The organism is Gordonia oleivorans, assembly GCF_040044975.1.
Classification (GTDB): domain Bacteria; phylum Actinomycetota; class Actinomycetes; order Mycobacteriales; family Mycobacteriaceae; genus Gordonia; species Gordonia oleivorans.
Genome location: NZ_JBDZDI010000001.1, coordinates 23,763 through 43,124, shown reverse-complemented (window position 1 = coordinate 43,124; position 19,362 = coordinate 23,763). Strand labels below are relative to the sequence as shown.

Sequence of the window (19,362 nt, the reverse complement as noted above, 5' to 3'; positions counted from 1 at the left end):
TGTCGTGTTCTGGTCACAAGGTCGAGAGAACCTGTGCGAGCAGGATTTTGACGACCATTGCCGCCGGATACACCAGGGCGTAGCCGAGAGCGATCCGCGGGTCGTCGCCGCCGCGGGCGTTCGCGAACGCCAGGTGTGCGGGATTGGTCTGGGTGCCCGCCAGGACACCGGCGAGGCGGATCCGACCGACCCCGAGGATGAAGCGACATGCCGCGTACATGCCGACGGCCATCACCGCCGACGTGATCGCGCCGGTGACCAGGATGTCGACGATGGCACCGCTGGTGAACGCATCGAGGATGAGTGATCCGGCGCGCGTCCCGGCGTAGGCGAGAAACAGCAGGAGACCGACCTCGGTGATCACCTGCGCGGAGGTGATCGGCATCGTGGTGACGAAGGGCCCGATCCGGCCGATTCGGCCCAGGATCAATCCGACGATGAGGGACCCGGCCGCAGCCCCGAGGGACAAGGTGCCCAGTCCGGGGATCGGTATCGGGATCAGTCCGACGGCCAGACCGAGTGCGATTCCGAAACCCATTGCGGCGGCGTTGAGTTCGGTGAGACCACGGGAGGAGTCGCCGAGCATCCGGGCGATCTTCGCCATGTTCTCCGGTGGCGCCACCACCCGGACCCGGTCGCCGAGTTGCACCGTGGTGGCGGGGGTGGCCACCATGTCGGTATCGCCTCGGCGAAGGCGCGTGATGGAACCGTCGAAGGAATCGAGGTCCAGTTCTCGAACCTTGCGGCCGGCCAACTCGGGTGAGGAAATCGTGATCCGCCGAAAATCGAGCTTGGAGCGGTCGGCGGTCAGATCGTGAATCGATCGGTGGCCGATCTCGTCGATCAGTGCGTCGACCTCCGCGCGTGGACCGATCACGGTGATGAGGTCACCACGGTGCAGGACCTGATCGTCGGTGATCGGAACGGGCGGCTCGTCGGGGTCGTGCGCCAGACGGGAGAACGTCAGTCGATTCCCATGGCGCTCGCGCAGTTCCGTGACCGTCACATCGTCGCTCTCGAGTCGCACGGTGATGTCGACGACCTCGGGCGGGGTGTCCGGATCGGGGTTTCCGTAGCGGAAGGCGATGGCAACCATCACCAGCATCAGGATCACGCCGAGAATGTAGGACGTGGCGTAGCCGATGGTCGCCTCCGCCGAACCGCCCGCCGCGGCCAGGGCGGGGGTGTTGGTGAGCGCGCCGGCAAAGGTACCGGCGATGGAGGCAGTCGACATATGGAAAGCCGACCCGACCAGATCGACGGTGACGGCGGCAGCGGCGATCACCACGGTGACCGTGACGACCAGTTTCCAGGCCGTGCGCAGGGATGCGAAGAAGTTCGGGCCGGCCATCAATCCGGTGGTGAACGCGAACAGGATCAACCCGAGGTTGCCGATGATCTCCGGGATCGTGATGTCGACATCCATCGACTTGGCGAATGCGGTGAGCGCGATCGCCGAGAACAGCACCGCGGCCGGGCCCAGACCGATACCGCGGATAGTGATCCGGCCGATCGCCACCCCGAGACCGATCACGATCATGAGATAGAGCAGGGGTTGGTCGGCCAGCAGGTCCAGCACCGCGGTCATCGCCGCCTCCCATCGATACGCGATCGTCTCTGCGTCCATTCCTACAGTCAGGTCACCGCACGGGCCGTCGATCAGGAAAAGTATCGCCGCATTGCGTGGGACTCGCCGGATAAGGCGGCAACCGCGGGACGAAGCACCCGGGTATGTGACGGTGGCCATGGACGACCCGGCCGTAGGGCCCGACCCTTCCATTGGTCGAGCACGCCTCACTCGCTGGTGATTCCTCGTCTCGCTGGTAGAGCACCTTCATCCCGCTGTTGCGCCCCCATTCGCGGGCCGAGCACCTTCATCCCATGGTCGAGCACCATCGTCGGGCTGTTGCGCATCGCATTCGCCGGTCGAGCACTCTCGTCCCGCTGTTGCGCATCGCATTCGCCGGTCGAGCACTCTCGTCCCGCTGTTGCGCATCGCATTCGCCGGCCGCGCACCCCATTCGCCGGCCGCGCACCCCATTCGCCGGTCGAGCACCCCTATTCCGCCGGTCGAGCCGGTCCGGAGCGCTAGCGGAGGACCGTGTCGAGACCCGGTGACACAAGGCTGGAAATAGCCAGCACCCCAACCATATTCACGCATCCACACCCTGTGGATAGAAAACACTTGCGATTGTTGTAGAGGGTGGCTATAATAGAACACGTAGCCACAACGGCCTTCTCGGGGGAGGTGACATCAGCATGACAGACACCACCGACACTCCCATGTCACGACCACTGCAGCTGATGCACCAGATCAACGCGATGCTCGACGAGCTGGCCAAGACTCCGATGACCGCCTGCTCCGACCTCGAGGTCATCGAAGCGGCGAAACTGTCCGAACAGATCGCCATGCGCACCCACTTCCAAGGCGACCGCGCGATCCTGGAAATCTCGGATCGCAGTGTGCACCGCAAGGTCGGCAAAGTCAGCCTGTCGAACTTTCTGAACTACGATCTGCGGATCGCGCAACCCACCATGCGCATCGCGCACATGAAGGCCACCGCCCGGTTCCACGGGCTGACCGGGCAACCCGAGGAACCGAAGTTCCCGACCTTGTCGGCCGCGTATGAGCAGGGTTTGATCGGTCACACCCATCTGTCGGCGGCGTTGGAAGCGTTGGACAACATCCCGAACGCTGTCGCGCATGACAAGAAGGCCGCCGCCGAAGCCACCTTGGGTGAGAAGGCCACCGAGCATATTCCGGCCGACATCACCAAGATGGGTGCCCGGATTCTGGCGCACCTCGACCCGGACGGGCAGTTGGTGGAGGAGAAGGAACGCCAACAGCGTCGTAACCTGTGGATCAACCAGTCCCGTGTCGATGGGATGGCGAAACTCAACGGGCACCTTCCCCCGATCACCCGTGCCCTGTGGGACTCCATGTTGGATGCGTGGGCGAAACCCGGGATGAATAACTTGTCGGATGCGGAATCGCCGACCGGTGCGATCGGGGATGCCGACCCCGACATCCTCGCCGCTGCAGTCAAGCGTGACGACCGTTCCCAAGCGCAACGCAATCATGATGCCATGCACGTGTTGTTGGTGTCGGCGATGAAAGAAGGGGTCCTCGGCAAAACGCATCGTGGTCTGCCGGTCGCGTTGATCATCAAAACCTTCCTGCAGGATCTGTTGGCCGGCGCCGGGTATGCCACCACCGCCTCAGGCTCCACCATTCCCATCCCGGACTTGCTGAGTGCGTTGGGGGACATCGAGGATCCCAACGATGTGCAGCAGTTCCTGGCGGTGTTCTCCGACGCCATCGACCTCCCGTTGTATCTGGGGCGGGCCCGCCGGTTGGCGTCGACCGAGCAGCGGATCGCGTCGTTCTCCCGCACCGGTGGTGAGGTGTGTTCGTTCCCCGGTTGCGGGCAACCCGCCTCGCATTCGGAGATGCATCACGCCAAAGAGGACTGGGCTGATGGCGGGAAAACCGACATCACCGATTTGGCGCCGGCGTGTGGGCCGCACAACCGGATGGTCGGCCCGAACCCGGGGCAGTACACCACCGGCATCTACGAAGATGGCCCGCTCGCCGGACGCTGCTGGTGGCAGCTCAACGCCGCACCCGGGATGCCCGACAACCCGAAGATCGTCAACGATCATCCCGACATCACCGCCCTGTACGAGCAGAAACTCGACCAGATCCGGGATCAGATCCACAGCGACCACACCACCAGCGAAGACACCGGCATCGGTAGTGGTTCCGGCGCAACCGAAGCCGCAGACTCCGACGTGGTTGACGCCGACATCGTCGATGTCGAAACTGCTGACATCGAAGCCGACGCCGCTGACGCTGACGCAGGTGAAGCCGAAGCCCCGGCAACCTTCGAGGCCGAAATCCCGTCCGACCGTGGTGTTCCGAGTGACCATCTCGCTCCGACCGCCGACACCTCGACCATCGGCGACAGCATCGACAGCGAAGACATCGTCGACCACGGCGACGACCACGAGTGCGGCGTCGCTGACCAGCCCGAACCAATTGTCGACGAATACGATTCAGGCGCAGCCCATTCCGGTCCTGACGAACCCCGGCCGCCCGACCAGCCCGACGGGCCCGACGCCATAGCCGGCGAGCATCCTGACAAACCTGGTGTCACCGGCACCGGGGACATCGACCTGGTCATCTTCGACGGAGATGGTGTTCCGATCACCGACGATCCCGACGACCACGACACCACTGCCGGGCTCGATCGTGCCTCACGCACCCGAATCCGTGTCCGCGACACGACCGCCGAGGATCAGGCTCGCGAACGTCGCATCCGTAGTGGCGGATTCCGTATCAGCCGCGTCAAAATCGAACGTGAGCTCGAGGAACTGGCCGCCATCGGCATGAACCGACGCAACAGCCGAATCGAACGAGTCCTGGCAGCCAGACTCCACCACCGGCTCGACACCTCCTGAGTAGGCCGCCTGCCGGTACTGGCCGGGCCGCACTGCCGCAGAATTGTTGTGGCCGTGGGGAGTTCCAGCCTTACCATGCGAGGCCTCGACCTCGACAAGCTCGGCCCGGCGGACACGACCTGCGTTTCGACGGAGCTCAACGCGACGGCTGGCGCTCCGGTCGGCTCGACCACCGGAATGGGCCGGCTCGACCACCGGGACGGGACCTCGACCTCGACAAGCTCGGCCCGGCGGACAAGCTCGGCCCGGCGGACAAGCTCGGCCCGGCGGACACGGTCCTCCGTTTCGACGGAGCTCAACGCGGCGGCCAACGCTCTGGACCGGCTCGACCGGCAAGATGACAACGTGACACGTCGGAAGCTTTGCGGCGCTACTTCCCGATCCCAGAGGTGCGGTTCAGGATACGAGGTCGTTGAGCAGGTGATCCCACGCCTCAAATGCCGGGGCCGGGACGGGTCCGGTCTGGGTGAGGATCATGCTGCACCCACCGTGCCGGTCGTACAGTTCGATGGATCCGGTTCGTCCCCAGACGCCCTCGGACCAGGTGATCCAGCATTCGGTGACGAGCCCGAAATTGATCATCGCGCGACAGGAACCGGAAGCGATGACCATCTGACCCCGGTGCTCGCGGGCACCGTCGAGCTGGTCATGGCGCATCTGCAGACATCCCGGTGCTGCGGTGACCATCGTCATCTGCATACCGAGCAGCGCGGCGTGTTCCAGTGCTCCGATCACCCGGCGGTCCTCGACGCGGGTGACGCCGGCGTCAGCGAGCCCGGGCAATTCGGTACGCCGACGTAGCCCGCCGTCGGCCAGAATGGAGTCGAACTGGACGATCTGGTCCGCGTTGGCCGATGCGGGCTCGGGGATCGCCCATGCTTCGTCGAAGGAATCCGGGCCGCCCGCGGCGTGGGTGACCGCCGGATCGGCGCCGGTCAATGCGATCGCCTCGAAGGCGAGCCGGTCGCTGCGCTCGGTCAGATACGTTGCGTGAGAAGTGTTCCCGTTGGCATCGAACAGACGCAGTGTCGGCGGGATGTTGGCGGCGGGCTCGGACACCAGCGCCGATCCGAGGCGCACCGGGTTGAGGCGCAACGTGATCCGCGACGAGTCGCACTTGATCGGTCCGCCCGGTAGGACTGGCGGGACGTGTACTCCGACGTCGTTCATCACCACCGGCCCGGCCACCGTCACCCCGACCACCTGATCGAGGTGGGGCAGCTGCGAGGTGACCACATGCGGTTCGGCATTCAGCAGTGTTCCGCCGAAACCCGGAGTTGCCAAGAGGGTTTCGAGGTCGCTGGTCACCGACTGCCCGGGCGTACACCGGCAGTGCGGGTCACGCCCGCAGGGACGGGGGAGCGCGTCACCGGCTTGGCGGGCGACGCGGCGGGGCACGCCGGCGTTGTTCACATCGTCGGGGTTGGCGGGCATCGTTGCCCTTCCTTTCCTAGTAGACGTCGCGCAGGTAGCGCTTGTCCTTCTTCAGCTGATTGAGGTAGTCGGCGGCACCATTCTCATCGACCCCGCCGTGCTCGGCGATGATCTCGATCAGCGCGGTTTCGACGTCGCGTGCCATCCGGGTGGCGTCACCGCAGATGTAGAGGTGCGCGCCGGAATCGAGCCACGCGAACAGCTCGGCGCCGTTCTCGCGCATGCGGTCCTGCACATACACCTTGTGATCCTGATCGCGCGAGAATGCGAGGTCGACGCGCTCGAGGACACCGTCGGTGACGAACTGTTCGATCTCATCGGCGTAGATGTAGTCATCCGCACGGTGCTGATTGCCGAAGAACAGCCAGTTCGCGCCGCTCGCGCCGCGGTTCTGACGCTCATGCAGGAACGCCCGGAACGGGGCGATTCCGGTGCCCGGCCCGACCATGATGACCCGCACGTCGTCCGCGGGCAGCCGGAATGACTTGTTGGGCGTGATGAACACATCGATCTCGTCGCCCTCGGTTCGGCGATCGGCGAGGTAGGTCGAGCAGACACCGCCACGCATGCGTTCTCCGGAGCGGTAGCGCACCGTGGCCATCGTGATGTGCACGGTGCCGCTGTGAGCTCGCGGACTCGACGAGATCGAGTACACGCGGTGCTGCAGGGGCCGGAGTTCGGCGAGAAGTTCCTCGGCGGTGATCGTCAGGGTGGGATCGACATCGAGCAGATCGAGAACGTCCTTGCCCCACAACCAGGCGTCGAGGGCTTCCTTGTCGCCGGTGGAGGCGAGATGGGTCAGCTCCGCGTCCTGGCTTCGCGATGCGATGTAGTCGACGAGGTACTTCGACGGTGTGGAGATCTCGACGTGCCGCGTCAGCGTCTCACGCAGGGTCCGACTCGACTTGCGGTCGGTGATGACCTCCTCGCCCGTCGCGCCCAGGCGTTCGATCACCTTCTCCACGAGTTCCGGATCGTTGGTGGGCGCGATACTGATGCCGTCACCCGGTTCGTAGTCGATTCCGCTGTCGCCCAACGAGATCACCAGATGGCGTACCTCCTTGTCCGAACCCGGGCCGGACAGGAGTGTATTGGCGATGATCGTGGCGGGGTACGGATTCTTCCGGCCCCACGCGGGCGCTGCCGGTGCCGCGGCACCCGGTGACCCCGCCGACGCGACCGGAGCGACCGGAGCGCCGGATACGGCAGCGCCGGCCTCCTGCGCATCGACCTCGGCCATGGCGGCGACGGCCCGCGTGATCCATTCGGCCGCGCGCTCCTCGTAGTCGACGTCGCAGTCGGCGCGATCGACGACCCGGGTGGCGCCGAGTTCGGCGAGCCGCGTGTCGATGTTCTTGCCCGCCTGGCAGAACCCGTCGTAGATCGAATCACCCAGTGCCAGAACGCCGAAGAACAAACCGTCGAGGCGCGGTGCGTCGGGTGCGGCCAACCCCTGCCAGAAGATCTCGGCATTGTCGGGCATCTCGCCCTCACCGTAGGTGGAGGTGATCACCAGTAGTCGGCGCACCGCGGTCAGATCGCTGATCTCCAACTCGTCGAGGCCGCACAGTTGCGGCACGAACCCCTGACCCTGCGCCTGCTGCTGTAGTTGCTCGGCAAGGTACTCCGCGGTACCGGTCTGGGTCCCGTACACGATCTGCACGCCGATTCCGGTGGTCGCCCCCGCCGCGGGGTCGGCTCCGGGCAGTGCGGTCCCGGCAGCCGTCGACGACATCCCGATCCTGGTGTTCAGGCCGGCGAGAAAGCCTGCGAGCCAGACCTTCTGGTCACCGGTGAAGGGAACGTCGGTGGGAATGTAGGGCAATTGCATGTGAGGAGACCTTCGGTTGGGTGGCAGCGGCGGCGGTGGCGATGGCCTCGGCGACATCGGGGATCGCACGCGCGGCGAACAGTTCGTCGAAGCTCGGCAACCGGGAGGCGCGAGGACCGTCGCCGGTCGTCGCGTCGCGGAGGGCCTCGAGGTTGCGTCGGTCCTGGTACAGGATCCAGCCGTAGGTGGCCGGTGCATCCATCGACGCGACGTTGCGTCGTGCCAAGGCCTGCTTGTAATCGTCGACCCGCTTGGCGGAGATGAGTGCGGCGAGCTGCTCGGACCCGTAGTCGGAGAGGATGTCTCGCGAGTAGCGACCGACCCTGGTGAGCAGGTCGTAGTCCTCGGTGAGGATCAGATTGCGCGCCGAGCGGGCCACCATCTCCTCCGACGACGCCGACTGTGTCGCAGACCTTCCCTTACGCAGCTTCGCGGTGGCGACCTCACGGGCGAGTTCGAAGACGGTGAAGGCGCCGAGCAGCCGGTACATGTCGGCGGTGTCGGTCTGGCCGTATTCGGGAACGGCACCGCCGACGATCGGGCTACCGGAGCGCAGATCGAGCTTCAGTCTCCGCACCTGATCGGCGGCCATCGCGCCGGCGAGCTCGTCGAGGAGGGCGCGCGGGCCCATCGTCGCCACGAGGGTGTCGGCATCCTGATGGGCGACCAGGGCCCGGGGAAGTGCGTAGGAGACGTAGTGGCGTTCGGTCTCCCAGTTCTCCAGCAGTCGGGTCGCCAGGGCCGAACCCGTTGCCTCGGCATGCATCTGGAGCATGGTGAAGGCGGCGTGGTGGTGCATCGGGGCCAGCGGATCGTCGACACCGGTGATCGCGCCGACGATGACGGAGTCGGCGCTGATGCGTTCGGCGAGTTCGCATGCGGGGTCGTACTGGTAGAGGAACCCGCCGCTCATGCCGTTGCCGAGGCCGTTGCCGTAACCGCCGAGATTGAAAACGGCCCCGCCGGTCATGTATTCGCAACCGAATTCGCCGAGACCTTCGACGACGGCGGTCGCGCCGGAGTTGCGCACGGCGAACCGGTCTCCCGCCTCGCCTTCGACGAACAGCCGGCCACCGGTCGCGCCGAAGAGGGCGAAGTTGCCGATCAGGACGTTCCCGCCGACGGCCGGTGACCCGCCGCCGGGGGAGTGCACGACGACGGTTCCACCGCACATCGATTTTCCGACACCGTCGTTGGCGGTGCCGGTGTGCTCCAGGCGCATGCCGTCGTTGCAGAACGCGGCGTAGGACAACCCGGCCGAGCCGGTGGTGGGCACGACGACGGTGTCCTCGTCGAGGAATCGGCGGCCACGATCGTCGACGAGTACCGATGCGATATCGGTGACGTCGGTGATCTCGTGGTTGAGTCGGCGTTCGATGTCGACGGCCAATTGTGCTCCGACACTCCGGTTGCGGTTGTCCAACCGCACCGAGGTGGTGGTGACCGAGGCGCGCGCGTCGTCGATGAGGGCCGCCCACACCTGTGCGCCCAGGGCGTCGTCGACGGCGTAGTCACGTTCGAGGTAGACCGGGTGGGCGACCTCCGGCGCCTCGATGTGGGCCAGCAGCGCCTCGGTGCGCATGTCACCGACGAGCGCGGGATGGTCGATGAGCGCCAGCAGGTCGGTGCGTCCGCGGGCGGCCCGGACGCTCGGCAGGCCGAGGTCGGCGGGGATCTCGCGGACCTCGTGTGCCACGTTGAGCAGGTACTGTGCCATCGCGCGCGGATCGCCGTCGAAGACCTCGGGATTGGTGGTCAGACCGGCCGGGCACTTGATGTTGCAGTTCTTGGCCATCACACAGCCGATCATCATCAGTGCGGCCGTGCCGAATTCGAAGCTGTCGGCACCCAGCAATGCCGAGGTGACGACGTCGCGTCCGGTCTGATGGGCACCGGAGGCACGCAGCACGACCTTCTGACGCAGGCCGTGCGCACTGAGTGCCTGATGCACCTCTGCGAGGCCGATCTCGGCCACCCGGCCCGCGTAGCGAAGGCTGGCCACCGACGCGGCGCCGGTGCCGCCGGTGTTGCCGGCCACGTTGATGACGTCGGCGCCGGCCTTGGCGACGCCGACGGCGATGGTGCCGATGCCCTCGGAGCTCACCAGTTTGACGATGACCCGCACGCGCGCTGCCTTGCAGTCGTGGATGAGTTGGGCGAGGTCCTCGATCGAGTAGGTGTCGTGATGCGGTGGCGGACTGACGAGTTCGACGCCGGGGGTGCCGCCGCGCGCCGCGGCGATCTCGACGGTCACCTTCGGTGCCGGAAGCTGGCCTCCTTCACCGGGTTTGGCACCCTGACCGATCTTGATCTCGAGTTCCTGCAGCATCGGGTCGGCCAGGTATCCCGCCCAGATGCCGAATCGGCCGGAGGCGAACTGTTTGATGCGGGAGGCGCGCAGCGTCCCGTAGCGGGACATGTGTTCGCCGCCCTCGCCGCTGTTGGACAATCCGCCGGCCATGTTGGTGCCGTGGGCGACCGCCTCATGAGCGGGCGCGACGAGGGCGCCGTGACTCATCGCGCCGGAGGCGAAGGTGGCGGTGATCTCGTGGGCCGGCTGGACGTCGGTCAGGGCGATCGGCTCCGAATGCGGTGTCAGGCCCAGGATGTCGCGCAACGCCGACGGTCGACGTGAACGTGTGGTGGCGAGTTCGGCACTGAACGAGCGGTAGGCGTCGGTGATGGTGAACTCGTCGATCTCGGCCGGGGTCAACGCGGCGTAACTGCTGTCGTCGTACACGTGGGAATCCAGGCCGAAGGCGTCGGCGAGGGTCGACAGTGTCAGCAGACGCAGCGAGTCCGCGATGCCCTCCCGTTCGGCTGCGGCCGACGCACCTCGGCCCGAGGCGAAGTGGATCTTCTCGGCGGTCAGTTCGCCGTAACCCCGGACGGCCGCGGTGCCGAAGGAGTGCCCGCCGCCGTCGGCGCGTTCCTTGAACAGGCCGAGCAGTGGGAGGTCGGTGTCGGCGGCCGGAACCGGATCGGTCATCGCGGCGCGATGGGCCGCACCGATCACCTCGACGATCGGTGTCAGACCGACCCCGCCGACCGGTGCCCGCAGGTTGGGGAACCACCGATGCAGGTCCGGGTCTGCGGTGTCGAGGAAGGCCGGTTCGAAGAACTCGCCGCCGATGTAACTCTCCACGGTGCACAGGCCGACCCGGCCCATGGTCTTCATCAACGATTTCTCGGCGGCCTTGCGCCACTTAGCGAATGCGGCTTGATCGCCGCCGGCGCGGCGGTCGACGGTGTGCGGATGTACCGCGGCCGCCCCGAATCCGAGGACCGCGGCGAGGTGGTGAGAGGACTCGATCTGGCCGCTGTCGGCGATCACCGAGACGCGCAGCCGCATGCCGGCGTCGATGAGTCGCTGATTGATGGCCGACACCACGAAGATCATCGGCAGCGCGGACTTGTCGGCGGCGATGTCGCGGTCGGACAGGACGGCGATTCCGCCATGGCGGGAGGCGAACTCGACGATCTGCTCCCCGAGGTGATCGACGGCCGCGACGAGCGCCGCACGATCGGCGGTCGGCTCCCCGGCGGGCCGGTAGGTGGCGTCGAAGACCTGTACCGGGCAATGATGCTGTCGCAGAATCAGTGTCAGCTCATCGTCGGTGAGTACCGGTGTGCGCAGGATGATCTGCCGGCCGGCGGTGTCGTCGGGGTCGGCGTTGATCGCCGGTCGCGCACCGAGGGCGACGCGCAGCGTCATGCCGTCGGCCTCGCGGATGCTGTCCAGGGGTGGATTGGTCACCTGGGCGAATCGCTGCGAAAAGAACCGGGACACATTGGGTTCGATGTTGGTCAGCGGGTTGATCGCGTTGCCGAATCCCATGGCGGATACGCGTTCGGCGCCGTCGGCGAGCATGGGATCGGTGAAGTAGCGGAAGCTCTCCTGATCCAGGTAGTAGGCGCGGTAGCGCTGATGATCGGTCACCGATTCCGAGGACGGAAGGGCGGCCGAGGCGTCTGCCGCGTCGTCGTCTTCGGCCTCGATGGCCCCCAGGTCGATCTTCGCCGCACGCAGAAGTGCTGGATAATCCCGTGCAGCAGCGAGCTTTTCGTAGGCGTCGGTGGTGGTGTAGACGCGATGCTCGCGGTGGTCGTAGTAGATCATCCCGCCGGCCGACACGCGACCGCGGGAGATCACCGTGTCGGGATCGAAATCGACCTGGCCGGCCTCGGAGAAGGCGCACAGATACGTGGCGGTCTCGACGGTGCGTAGCGGGCGTAGTCCCAGGCGGTCGAGGCGGGCGCCGATGACGGTCCCGTCGCCGAAGACGACGGCGGCGGGGCCGTCGTTCTTCTCCTCGTAGAGCGAGAAGTACTCGAACATCGCGCGGACGCGGTCGGACAGCGTCGGATCGTTCTCCCATGCCGGCGGCATCATCGAGACGACCGCGGTCACCAGGTCGATCTGGTCGGTGATCACCCGTGCGGCCACCGTCTGGTCGAGACGGCTGGAGTCGGACTGGCCGGGTGGACGCACGATGGTGCGGCGTGCCGCGGCGGCCGCGGTCACCTGTGCGATGCGGTTCTTCTTGTCGGTGTTGAGTTCACCGTTGTGCGCGAGGAACCGGAACGGCTGGGCCATCGTCGGGTGCGGGTCGGTGTTCGTGGAGAAGCGGGTGTGGAAGAACAGGGTGTGCACCCGGTGGTCCTCGTCGCCGAGGTCGACGAAGTAGTCGATGACCTCCGGGGATGACAGCCGGCCCTTGAGGACCTGGGTGCGTGCCGACAGTGACAGCGGATACAGGCCTTCGAGGGCGGGGGAGGTGAAGCCGATCGCCTCGATGTGCAGGAGTGCCTGTTGGACGAGCCGGTCCAGTTCGGCCGGTTCGGGGCACGGATCGGGCGCGGCGAACACCCATTGGCGGATCGGCAGCTGGAATCCGATGGCGGCCTCACGCAGCACCGAGTTGTCGACGGGGACGTCGCGCACGGTGAGGACGGTGAATCCGCGGTCGGCCATGGTGCGTTCGATCAGCCGGGCCGCCTTGGCGGCGGCCTCGCCCTCGGGCAGGAAGAAGTTGCCCACGCAGAACTGGCCGAGGCGCAGCGTCGGACGGCCGGTGACCTTGCGGAAGAACCGTTGGGACAGGTCGATGGAGACGCCACCGCCGTCGCCGACGCCGAGCGCCGACATCCCGCCGCGGTGCGGTACCGAGCACAGGGCGTCGCGGGCCTTCTCGATGACGCTGTGCTTCTGGACGCCGTCCTTGCGGGTGATGAAGCCCACCCCGCAGCTGCTCTTCTCGTCGCTGGGGTCCCACAGCATCTGCTGCGGACCGTGCCGATCGGCCTGCATTCGTCCCCTCTCATGCCCGGTCCGCGTCGGGACCAGTGGTGCCCGGTGCTCACGCGAACCGGTGGTCGGCGATGTCCGCTGCGACGATGAAGCGAACATCAGGGGAACTATAACTTAGCCAAGGCTTACCAATATAAGTGTGTCCTAAAATGCCTGGTGGTGGGATGGAATGAATGGCGCGCCGGACCTGTTGAGGGCAGTGACGATCAGTACCGATCGCCGACGTCGGGTTCGGTGAGGGCTGCGATATCGCTGGGACGCAGACCGGCGGTTTCGCCGATTTCTTACCGACCGGAGGGCGTGGCATACTGGTCGGTCGAGTCCGGTACCGGTTCACACCGCCGACACGCGGCGGTGACCCGGCGACCATCAGAAAGGGACACCAACATGAAGCAGGGAATCCATCCCGATTACCACGCGACCACCGTCGTGTGCGGCTGCGGCAACACCTTCGATACCCGCAGCACCGCTGCCAACGGTCGCATCAACGTCGAAGTCTGCTCGCAGTGCCACCCGTTCTACACGGGCAAGCAGAAGATCCTCGACACCGGCGGCCGCGTCGCCAAGTTCGAGGCTCGCTACGGCAAGCGCAAGAAGGCCGACGCCGAAAAGTAGACCTCATGACGACGCCCGCCCGGTCCGCACAGGACTGGCCGGGCGTCGTTTGTTTTCGGTGTACCAAGGCGACCAACTGCCCAGGCGAGGCGCCGCCAGTTGCACGTAATACGACTTGCCGCCGAAGGCGGCTCGAACCCAACCAGCACCGTGTTCACGCCGCGCCGCGATGCAGGAGGAAGAACGAGGAGCGCAGCGACGAAGTGATGACGACGAAGAGTGGTGCTTTGGGCGTGAACACAAGCGCTGCCGGAGGCGGCGCAAAAAACACCGCCATTGACGATGTGCTCGCCGAGCATGCGGGGCTCGAGTTGCAGTTGGCGGATCCGTCGTTGCATGACGATCCGGCGACTGCTCGGCGGGTGGGTAAGCGGTTCGCGGAGTTGGCGCCGGTGATGGCGACACATGCGAAGTTGGTGGCGGCTCGTGATGATCTGGCTGCGGCGCGTGAGTTGGCGGCCGATGACGCGACCTTCGCCGAGGAGGTTCCGGCGCTGGAAGAGCTTGTTGCGCAGCTTGATTCGACGTTGACCGATCTGCTGGCGCCGCGTGACCCGCATGACGCCGATGATGTGGTGTTGGAGGTCAAGTCGGGTGCCGGTGGTGAGGAGTCGGCGCTGTTCGCCGCCGACCTGGTCCGGATGTATCTCAAATATTGTGAGCGGCATGGGTGGAAGGCGCAGGTCCTCGGTGTCACCGAGTCCGATCTGGGCGGCTACAAGGAGGCCACCGTGTCCATCAAGTCGCGTGAGGCCACGCGCGATGGGGTGTGGTCGCGGCTGAAGTTCGAGGGCGGCGTGCATCGGGTGCAGCGCGTTCCGGTCACCGAATCGCAGGGCCGCATCCATACCTCGGCCGCGGGTGTGTTGATCTATCCCGAGCCCGACGAGGTGGAGCAGGTGCACATCGACGAGACGGATCTGCGGATCGACGTGTACCGGAGCTCGGGCAAGGGCGGTCAGGGCGTGAACACCACCGATTCGGCGGTGCGCATCACGCATCTGCCCACCGGGATCGTGGTGACGTGTCAGAACGAGCGTTCGCAGTTGCAGAACAAGGCGCGGGCCATGCAGGTGCTTGCGGCTCGGTTGCAGTCCGCGGCCGAGGAGGAGGCCGAGGCCGCGGCGGCGGAGGGGCGGGCCGCGCAGATCCGGACGGTGGATCGTTCGGAACGGATTCGGACGTACAACTTTCCGGAGAATCGGATCACCGATCACCGCATCGGGTACAAGGCGAACAATCTGGACGCCGTGCTCTCCGGTGATATGGATGCGCTGCTGGATGCCTTGGTGGCCGCCGATCGGCAGGCGCGGCTCGAGGCACAGTGACCGGCGTGGGCGCGGACCGTTCGGTGCGCGCCGTGTTGTCGGCGGCGACGGCGACCTTGGCGGCGGCCGGTGTGGATTCGCCCCGTCCGGATGCCGAATGGTTGCTGGCACATGTACTGCGGACCGATCGGGGCAGGTTACTGATCGCCGATGATCTCGATGACGATGCGGCGCAGCGGTTTCGGGATCTGATCGACCGGCGCGCGATGCGGGTGCCGTTGCAGTATCTGACCGGGTCGGCGTCGTTCGGTCCGCTCGATCTCGCCGTCGGACCCGGCGTGTTCATCCCGCGTCCGGAGACCGAGTTGTTGTTCGAGTGGGCGGTGGGTGTGGTCGATGATGTCCGGGCCCCGCTGACCGTCGTCGACCTGTGCAGTGGCAGTGGTGCGTTGGCGATCGCGGCCGCGTCGGCGTTCCCGGCGGCCCGGGTGCACGCCGTCGAACTGTCGCCGGATGCGGCGGACTGGTTGCGTCGCAATGTCTCTGACGCCGACCCTCAGGTGTCGCGACGGATTCGGGTGCATGTGGGCGATGCCACCGACCCGGATGCGGTGTGTGCCGCCGTGGGTGGGCCGGTGGATCTGATCGTGAGCAATCCGCCGTATGTTCCGGTGGATGCCGATGTGCCCGCCGAGGTGCGGGCCGATCCGGCGATGGCGGTGTTCGGCGGCGCCGACGGGTTGTCGGTGATCCGGCCGATGGTCGAGGTCATCGCGCGCGTGCTGCGTCCCGGTGGGCGGGTGGGTGTGGAGCACGACGACTCTCATGCCGCCGGTGTTGTCGGGGCGTTTGCCGCCGCGGGGGTCTTCGACGAGATCACCTCGCATGCCGATCTGGCCGGCCGGCCGCGCTTTGTGACCGCACGGCGCGTCGAGGGATTGCCGGCGTCGGATTGATCGTGGCCGCTCGCCGGATGCCGGTGGTGAGCGTGTAAGGATGAACCGGTGAGTTCTGTATTCGACTGCACCGATCCCGATCAGCGCGCCACCGGCATCCGCGCCGCGGTCGGTGCCGCGAAGTCCGGCCGTCTGATCGTCATGCCGACCGATACCTTGTACGGAATCGGTTGTGACGCATTTGATTCCGAAGCCGTTGCGGCGTTGCTGGCGGCCAAGGGGCGCGGGCGTGACATGCCGGTGCCGGTGCTCGTCGGTTCGTGGCACACCGTCGACGGTCTGGTCCTGGGTGTCAGTGCCCAGACCCGTGCGCTGGTGGAGGCGTTCTGGCCGGGCGGGTTGTCGCTGGTGGTCGAGCAGGCGCCGTCGCTCGCGTGGGATCTCGGTGACACCGACGGCACGGTGATGTTGCGTATGCCGCTGCATCCGATCGCGATCGAGATCCTGCGTGAGGTGGGGCCGATGGCGGTGTCGAGTGCGAATTCCTCCGGTCACCCGCCGGCGACGACGGCCGACGATGCGCGAGCGCAACTCGGCGATTCGGTGTCGGTGTACCTCGACGGTGGGCCGGCGCCCAAGGCGCAGGCGTCGACCATCGTGGACCTGACCGGGCGGGCGCCGCGGATTCTGCGGGAGGGTGCGGTGGCCACGGCCGATGTCGCCGAGGTTCTCGACGTCGATCCCGCGTCCCTGGTGCAGCGATGAGTTCGTCGGCGATCGACGCCGAACTCGGTGATCTGGTCGGACGGGAGTCGCGGCGCCGGGCGCAGACGTTGCAACTGGTGGCGGGGGAGACGATCGCCAGTCCGGCGGTCCGGGAGATCATGGCGTCGTCGTTGGGTGACACCTATGCGGAGGGCTATCCGGGAGCGCGGTATCACGGCGGGTGTTCGGTGGTCGACGAGATCGAGGAGCTCGCGATCGCCCGCGCGAGGGACCTGTTCGGCGCCGACTATGTGAACGTCCAGCCGCTGTCGGGGACCACCGCCGCGTCGGCGGTGTATGCGGCCTTCGCGCAGCCGGGTGATCCGGTGCTCGCGTTGCGTCTCGATCATGGCGGCCACCAGACCCACGGCTCGCGGGCCAACTTCTCCGGCCGCTGGTTCACTCCGATTCAGTACTCGGTGTCGGTGACCGACGAACTCGTCGATTACGACCAGATCCGTGAGCTCGCACTCCTGCACCGCCCCCGGTTGTTGATCGTAGGGTCGCCCGCGTACTCGCGGTTGTTCGACTTCGAGATCCTGCGCACGATCGCCGACGAGGCCGAGTGCATTCTCTGGGTGGATGCCGCGCATCTCGCGGGTCTGGTGGCCGGCGGTGCGGCACCGAGCCCGGTGCCCTACGCCGACGTCGTCACGCTGGTGACGCACAAGGTGCTGCGCGGGCCGCGGGGTGGTGTCATCCTCGGGACGGCCGAGCACGGCGCTGCGCTGGGCAAGGCGGTGTTCCCGTTCACCCAGGGTGCGCCGTCGGTGCACTCGATCGCGGCGAAGGCGGCGACTTTCGCGGAGGCGGCGACGCCGGAGTTCGCCGACCATGTGAGCGCGGTCGTCGCCAATGCGCGTGCGTTGGCGCGGGGTCTGACCGCGCGGGGGTTGCGGATCGTCAGCGGCGGCACGGACACCCATCTGGCGGTGGTCGATGTGTCGTCGCTCGGATTGTCCGGGATCGAGGCGCAGCGACTGTTGCAGGGGGCCGGCATCGTCGTCGACAAGACGGTGTTGCCGTTCGATCAGCGTCCGGTCGCCGAGGGGTCCGCGGTGCGCATCGGTACCCCGATCGCGACGCTCGCCGGGGCCGACGCCGACATGATGGACACGGTCGCCGACTGGTGTGTGCGCGCCCTGTCCGATCCCGGTGAACACGCCCGGATCCGCGCCGACGTCGCCGCGATGCTCGGCGGGTAGCCTGATCGGGTGCCAGATCCCCTCTCCGCGTCGAGCGTGCTGCGATGAGCGTGGACGGTACCGGTGTGACCACTGCGGCGTCGTGGGTTCTGGCGGCGCCTGGTGTCGGCGGCGGCGCGGGTGTGCCGTTCCGCGAGTTGCTGCTGGTCGGGCTGTCGGCCGCCGCGATCACCTACCTCATCACCTCTGCGGTGCGGGTGGTCGCGATCCGGGCCGGTGCGGTGGCGGTCCCGCGGGCCCGCGACGTTCACGTGATCCCGACGCCACGGCTGGGTGGACTGGGGATGTTCGCCGGGATCGTGGCGGCGGTGGCGCTCGCGGCGAACCTGCCCGCCCTCAACCGTGGATTCGCCTACACCAATGACATCGGTGCGGTGATCGCGGCGGGCGCGGTGATCGTCATCGTCGGTGCGATCGACGACCGGTGGGGCCTCGATGCGCTCACCAAATTCGTCGGCCAGCTGACCGCCGCGGGCGTCATGGTGGTGATGGGGGTGAGCTGGATTCAGATCCCGGTTCCGTTCGGGGGTATCGGGACCGTCGTCCTCGATCCGTTCCAGTCCGGTCTGCTGACCGTCGCCATCACCGTCACCACCATCAACGCGGTCAACTTCATCGACGGCCTCGACGGTCTGGCCGCCGGTCTGGGGCTGATCGCGGCGTCGGCGATCTGCCTGTTCTCGCTGGGACTGTTGGCCGATCGCGGGGGAGACGTCAGTTATTACCCGCCGGCGCTGATCTCGGTGGCCCTGGCCGGGGCGTGTCTCGGATTTCTCCCGCACAATTTCTCGCCCGCCCGGATCTTCATGGGCGATTCGGGTGCGATGCTCATCGGTCTGATGCTCGCGGCGGCGGCCACCAGCGCATCCGGTCGTATCGCGGTGTATGCCTACGGCCCGGCCGACGTGGTGACCCTGCTGTTGCCGCTGATCCTGGTGGCCGCGATCATCTTCGTCCCGCTGTTGGACATGCTGATGGCGATCGTGCGTCGTACCCGGGCCGGCGTGGGTTTCTACACCCCGGACAAGATGCATCTGCATCATCGTCTGCTCGAACTCGGACATTCGCAGCGCCGCGTGGCGGTGATCATCTATCTCTGGGTCGGTGTGCTGGCCTTCTCAGCGGCCGCGAGCACGGTCTTCCCGATGTCGGTGGTGGCGCCGGTGTTCGCCGGCGGCCTGGTGGTCGCGATGCTGGCCACGATGGCCCCGCGCTTGTCCCGGCGCTTCGCCGAGCTCCGCACCGCGCATCACGGGCCGGTGGCCGGGCCGCGCCGCACCGACTGACCCGCACCCGCCGAATGGCCAGGTAGGCGGTGACGTAGGGGCCAGGTAAGCCAATGGTAAAGACCGTGTACTATGGCCGGTAGTAGGCACGGGTGCAGCGCGCCCGGATATCGGACAACCGTCCTCCCCGACGGCCCGACCGCCACACAACCAGACCCACCCACCCCCTGGTGGTGCAGGCCACGCGGCTTGATAGGGTCACTGCAAACGCGGAGCGTACGCTCGGCAGCTTTCGGCTGCAGAGAGGCACGCTCGATGCTGTATGCCCCCGCTCGCACCGTCGAGTAGGG

General features: G+C 66.8%; 11 protein-coding genes. 7 read left to right on the top strand and 4 right to left on the bottom strand.

Annotated features, from left to right (window positions below):
• Positions 1-13: 13 nt before the first annotated feature.
• A complete protein-coding gene (locus ABLE92_RS00180; RefSeq protein ID WP_348802472.1) occupies positions 14-1,627 on the bottom strand; it encodes an aspartate:alanine exchanger family transporter in 1,614 nt (537 codons plus the stop codon).
• Positions 1,628-2,259: 632 nt separating this feature from the next.
• Between ABLE92_RS00180 and ABLE92_RS00175 the strand changes: the two genes are divergently transcribed.
• Positions 2,260-4,461, top strand: a complete 2,202-nt coding sequence (locus ABLE92_RS00175) for an HNH endonuclease signature motif containing protein (protein WP_348802471.1) — start codon at positions 2,260-2,262, stop codon at positions 4,459-4,461.
• Positions 4,462-4,857: 396 nt separating this feature from the next.
• On the opposite strand, the gene ABLE92_RS00170 is transcribed toward ABLE92_RS00175, so the two are convergent.
• From ABLE92_RS00170 to ABLE92_RS00160, 3 genes are read right to left on the bottom strand one after another with little or no spacing between them, the layout of a single operon-like run.
• Positions 4,858-5,895 carry a ChuX/HutX family heme-like substrate-binding protein gene (locus ABLE92_RS00170; protein ID WP_348802469.1) on the bottom strand — a complete coding sequence of 346 codons (1,038 nt, stop codon included), beginning with the start codon at positions 5,893-5,895 and terminating at the stop codon, positions 4,858-4,860.
• Between the two features lie 16 nt (positions 5,896-5,911).
• Entirely contained in the window at positions 5,912-7,726 is a 1,815-nt protein-coding gene (locus ABLE92_RS00165; RefSeq protein ID WP_348802468.1) for a sulfite reductase subunit alpha, read from the bottom strand.
• Positions 7,683-13,037 (bottom strand): glutamate synthase-related protein, encoded by a 5,355-nt coding sequence (locus tag ABLE92_RS00160; RefSeq protein ID WP_348803176.1) that lies wholly within the window; start codon positions 13,035-13,037, stop codon positions 7,683-7,685. The genes ABLE92_RS00165 and ABLE92_RS00160 overlap by 44 nt, the downstream gene beginning before the upstream one ends.
• A 387-nt stretch (positions 13,038-13,424) precedes the next feature.
• Between ABLE92_RS00160 and rpmE the strand changes: the two genes are divergently transcribed.
• The 6 genes from rpmE to ABLE92_RS00130 all read left to right on the top strand — a co-directional run bounded on the left by rpmE (position 13,425) and on the right by ABLE92_RS00130 (position 19,072).
• Entirely contained in the window at positions 13,425-13,652 is a 228-nt protein-coding gene (rpmE, locus tag ABLE92_RS00155; protein ID WP_348802467.1) for a 50S ribosomal protein L31, read from the top strand.
• A 206-nt stretch (positions 13,653-13,858) separates the two neighbouring features.
• The gene (gene prfA, locus ABLE92_RS00150) at positions 13,859-14,980 is read left to right on the top strand and encodes a peptide chain release factor 1 (RefSeq protein WP_425476278.1); all 1,122 of its coding nucleotides are present in this window, start codon (positions 13,859-13,861) and stop codon (positions 14,978-14,980) included.
• On the top strand, positions 14,977-15,876 hold the full coding sequence (prmC, locus tag ABLE92_RS00145; RefSeq protein ID WP_425476279.1) for a peptide chain release factor N(5)-glutamine methyltransferase: 900 nt from the start codon (positions 14,977-14,979) through the stop codon (positions 15,874-15,876). Before prfA ends, prmC begins: the two co-directional genes overlap by 4 nt.
• Positions 15,877-15,924: 48 nt before the next feature.
• Positions 15,925-16,581, top strand: coding sequence for an L-threonylcarbamoyladenylate synthase (locus ABLE92_RS00140; protein WP_348802462.1), 657 nt, complete (start codon positions 15,925-15,927; stop codon positions 16,579-16,581).
• A complete protein-coding gene (glyA, locus tag ABLE92_RS00135) occupies positions 16,578-17,786 on the top strand; it encodes a serine hydroxymethyltransferase (RefSeq protein ID WP_348802460.1) in 1,209 nt (402 codons plus the stop codon). The genes ABLE92_RS00140 and glyA overlap by 4 nt, the downstream gene beginning before the upstream one ends.
• Before the next feature lie 44 nt (positions 17,787-17,830).
• Positions 17,831-19,072 carry an MraY family glycosyltransferase gene (locus ABLE92_RS00130; RefSeq protein WP_348802459.1) on the top strand — a complete coding sequence of 414 codons (1,242 nt, stop codon included), beginning with the start codon at positions 17,831-17,833 and terminating at the stop codon, positions 19,070-19,072.
• Positions 19,073-19,362 lie beyond the last annotated feature (290 nt).

Coding starts and splice junctions, on each gene's coding strand:
- ABLE92_RS00180 (WP_348802472.1), bottom strand. CDS start 1,627: ATGGACGCAGAGACGATCGCGTATCGATGGGAGGCGGCGATGACCGCG.
- ABLE92_RS00175 (WP_348802471.1), top strand. CDS start 2,260: ATGACAGACACCACCGACACTCCCATGTCACGACCACTGCAGCTGATG.
- ABLE92_RS00170 (WP_348802469.1), bottom strand. CDS start 5,895: ATGCCCGCCAACCCCGACGATGTGAACAACGCCGGCGTGCCCCGCCGC.
- ABLE92_RS00165 (WP_348802468.1), bottom strand. CDS start 7,726: ATGCAATTGCCCTACATTCCCACCGACGTTCCCTTCACCGGTGACCAG.
- ABLE92_RS00160 (WP_348803176.1), bottom strand. CDS start 13,037: ATGCAGGCCGATCGGCACGGTCCGCAGCAGATGCTGTGGGACCCCAGC.
- rpmE (WP_348802467.1), top strand. CDS start 13,425: ATGAAGCAGGGAATCCATCCCGATTACCACGCGACCACCGTCGTGTGC.
- prfA (WP_425476278.1), top strand. CDS start 13,859: ATGACGACGAAGAGTGGTGCTTTGGGCGTGAACACAAGCGCTGCCGGA.
- glyA (WP_348802460.1), top strand. CDS start 16,578: ATGAGTTCGTCGGCGATCGACGCCGAACTCGGTGATCTGGTCGGACGG.
- ABLE92_RS00130 (WP_348802459.1), top strand. CDS start 17,831: ATGAGCGTGGACGGTACCGGTGTGACCACTGCGGCGTCGTGGGTTCTG.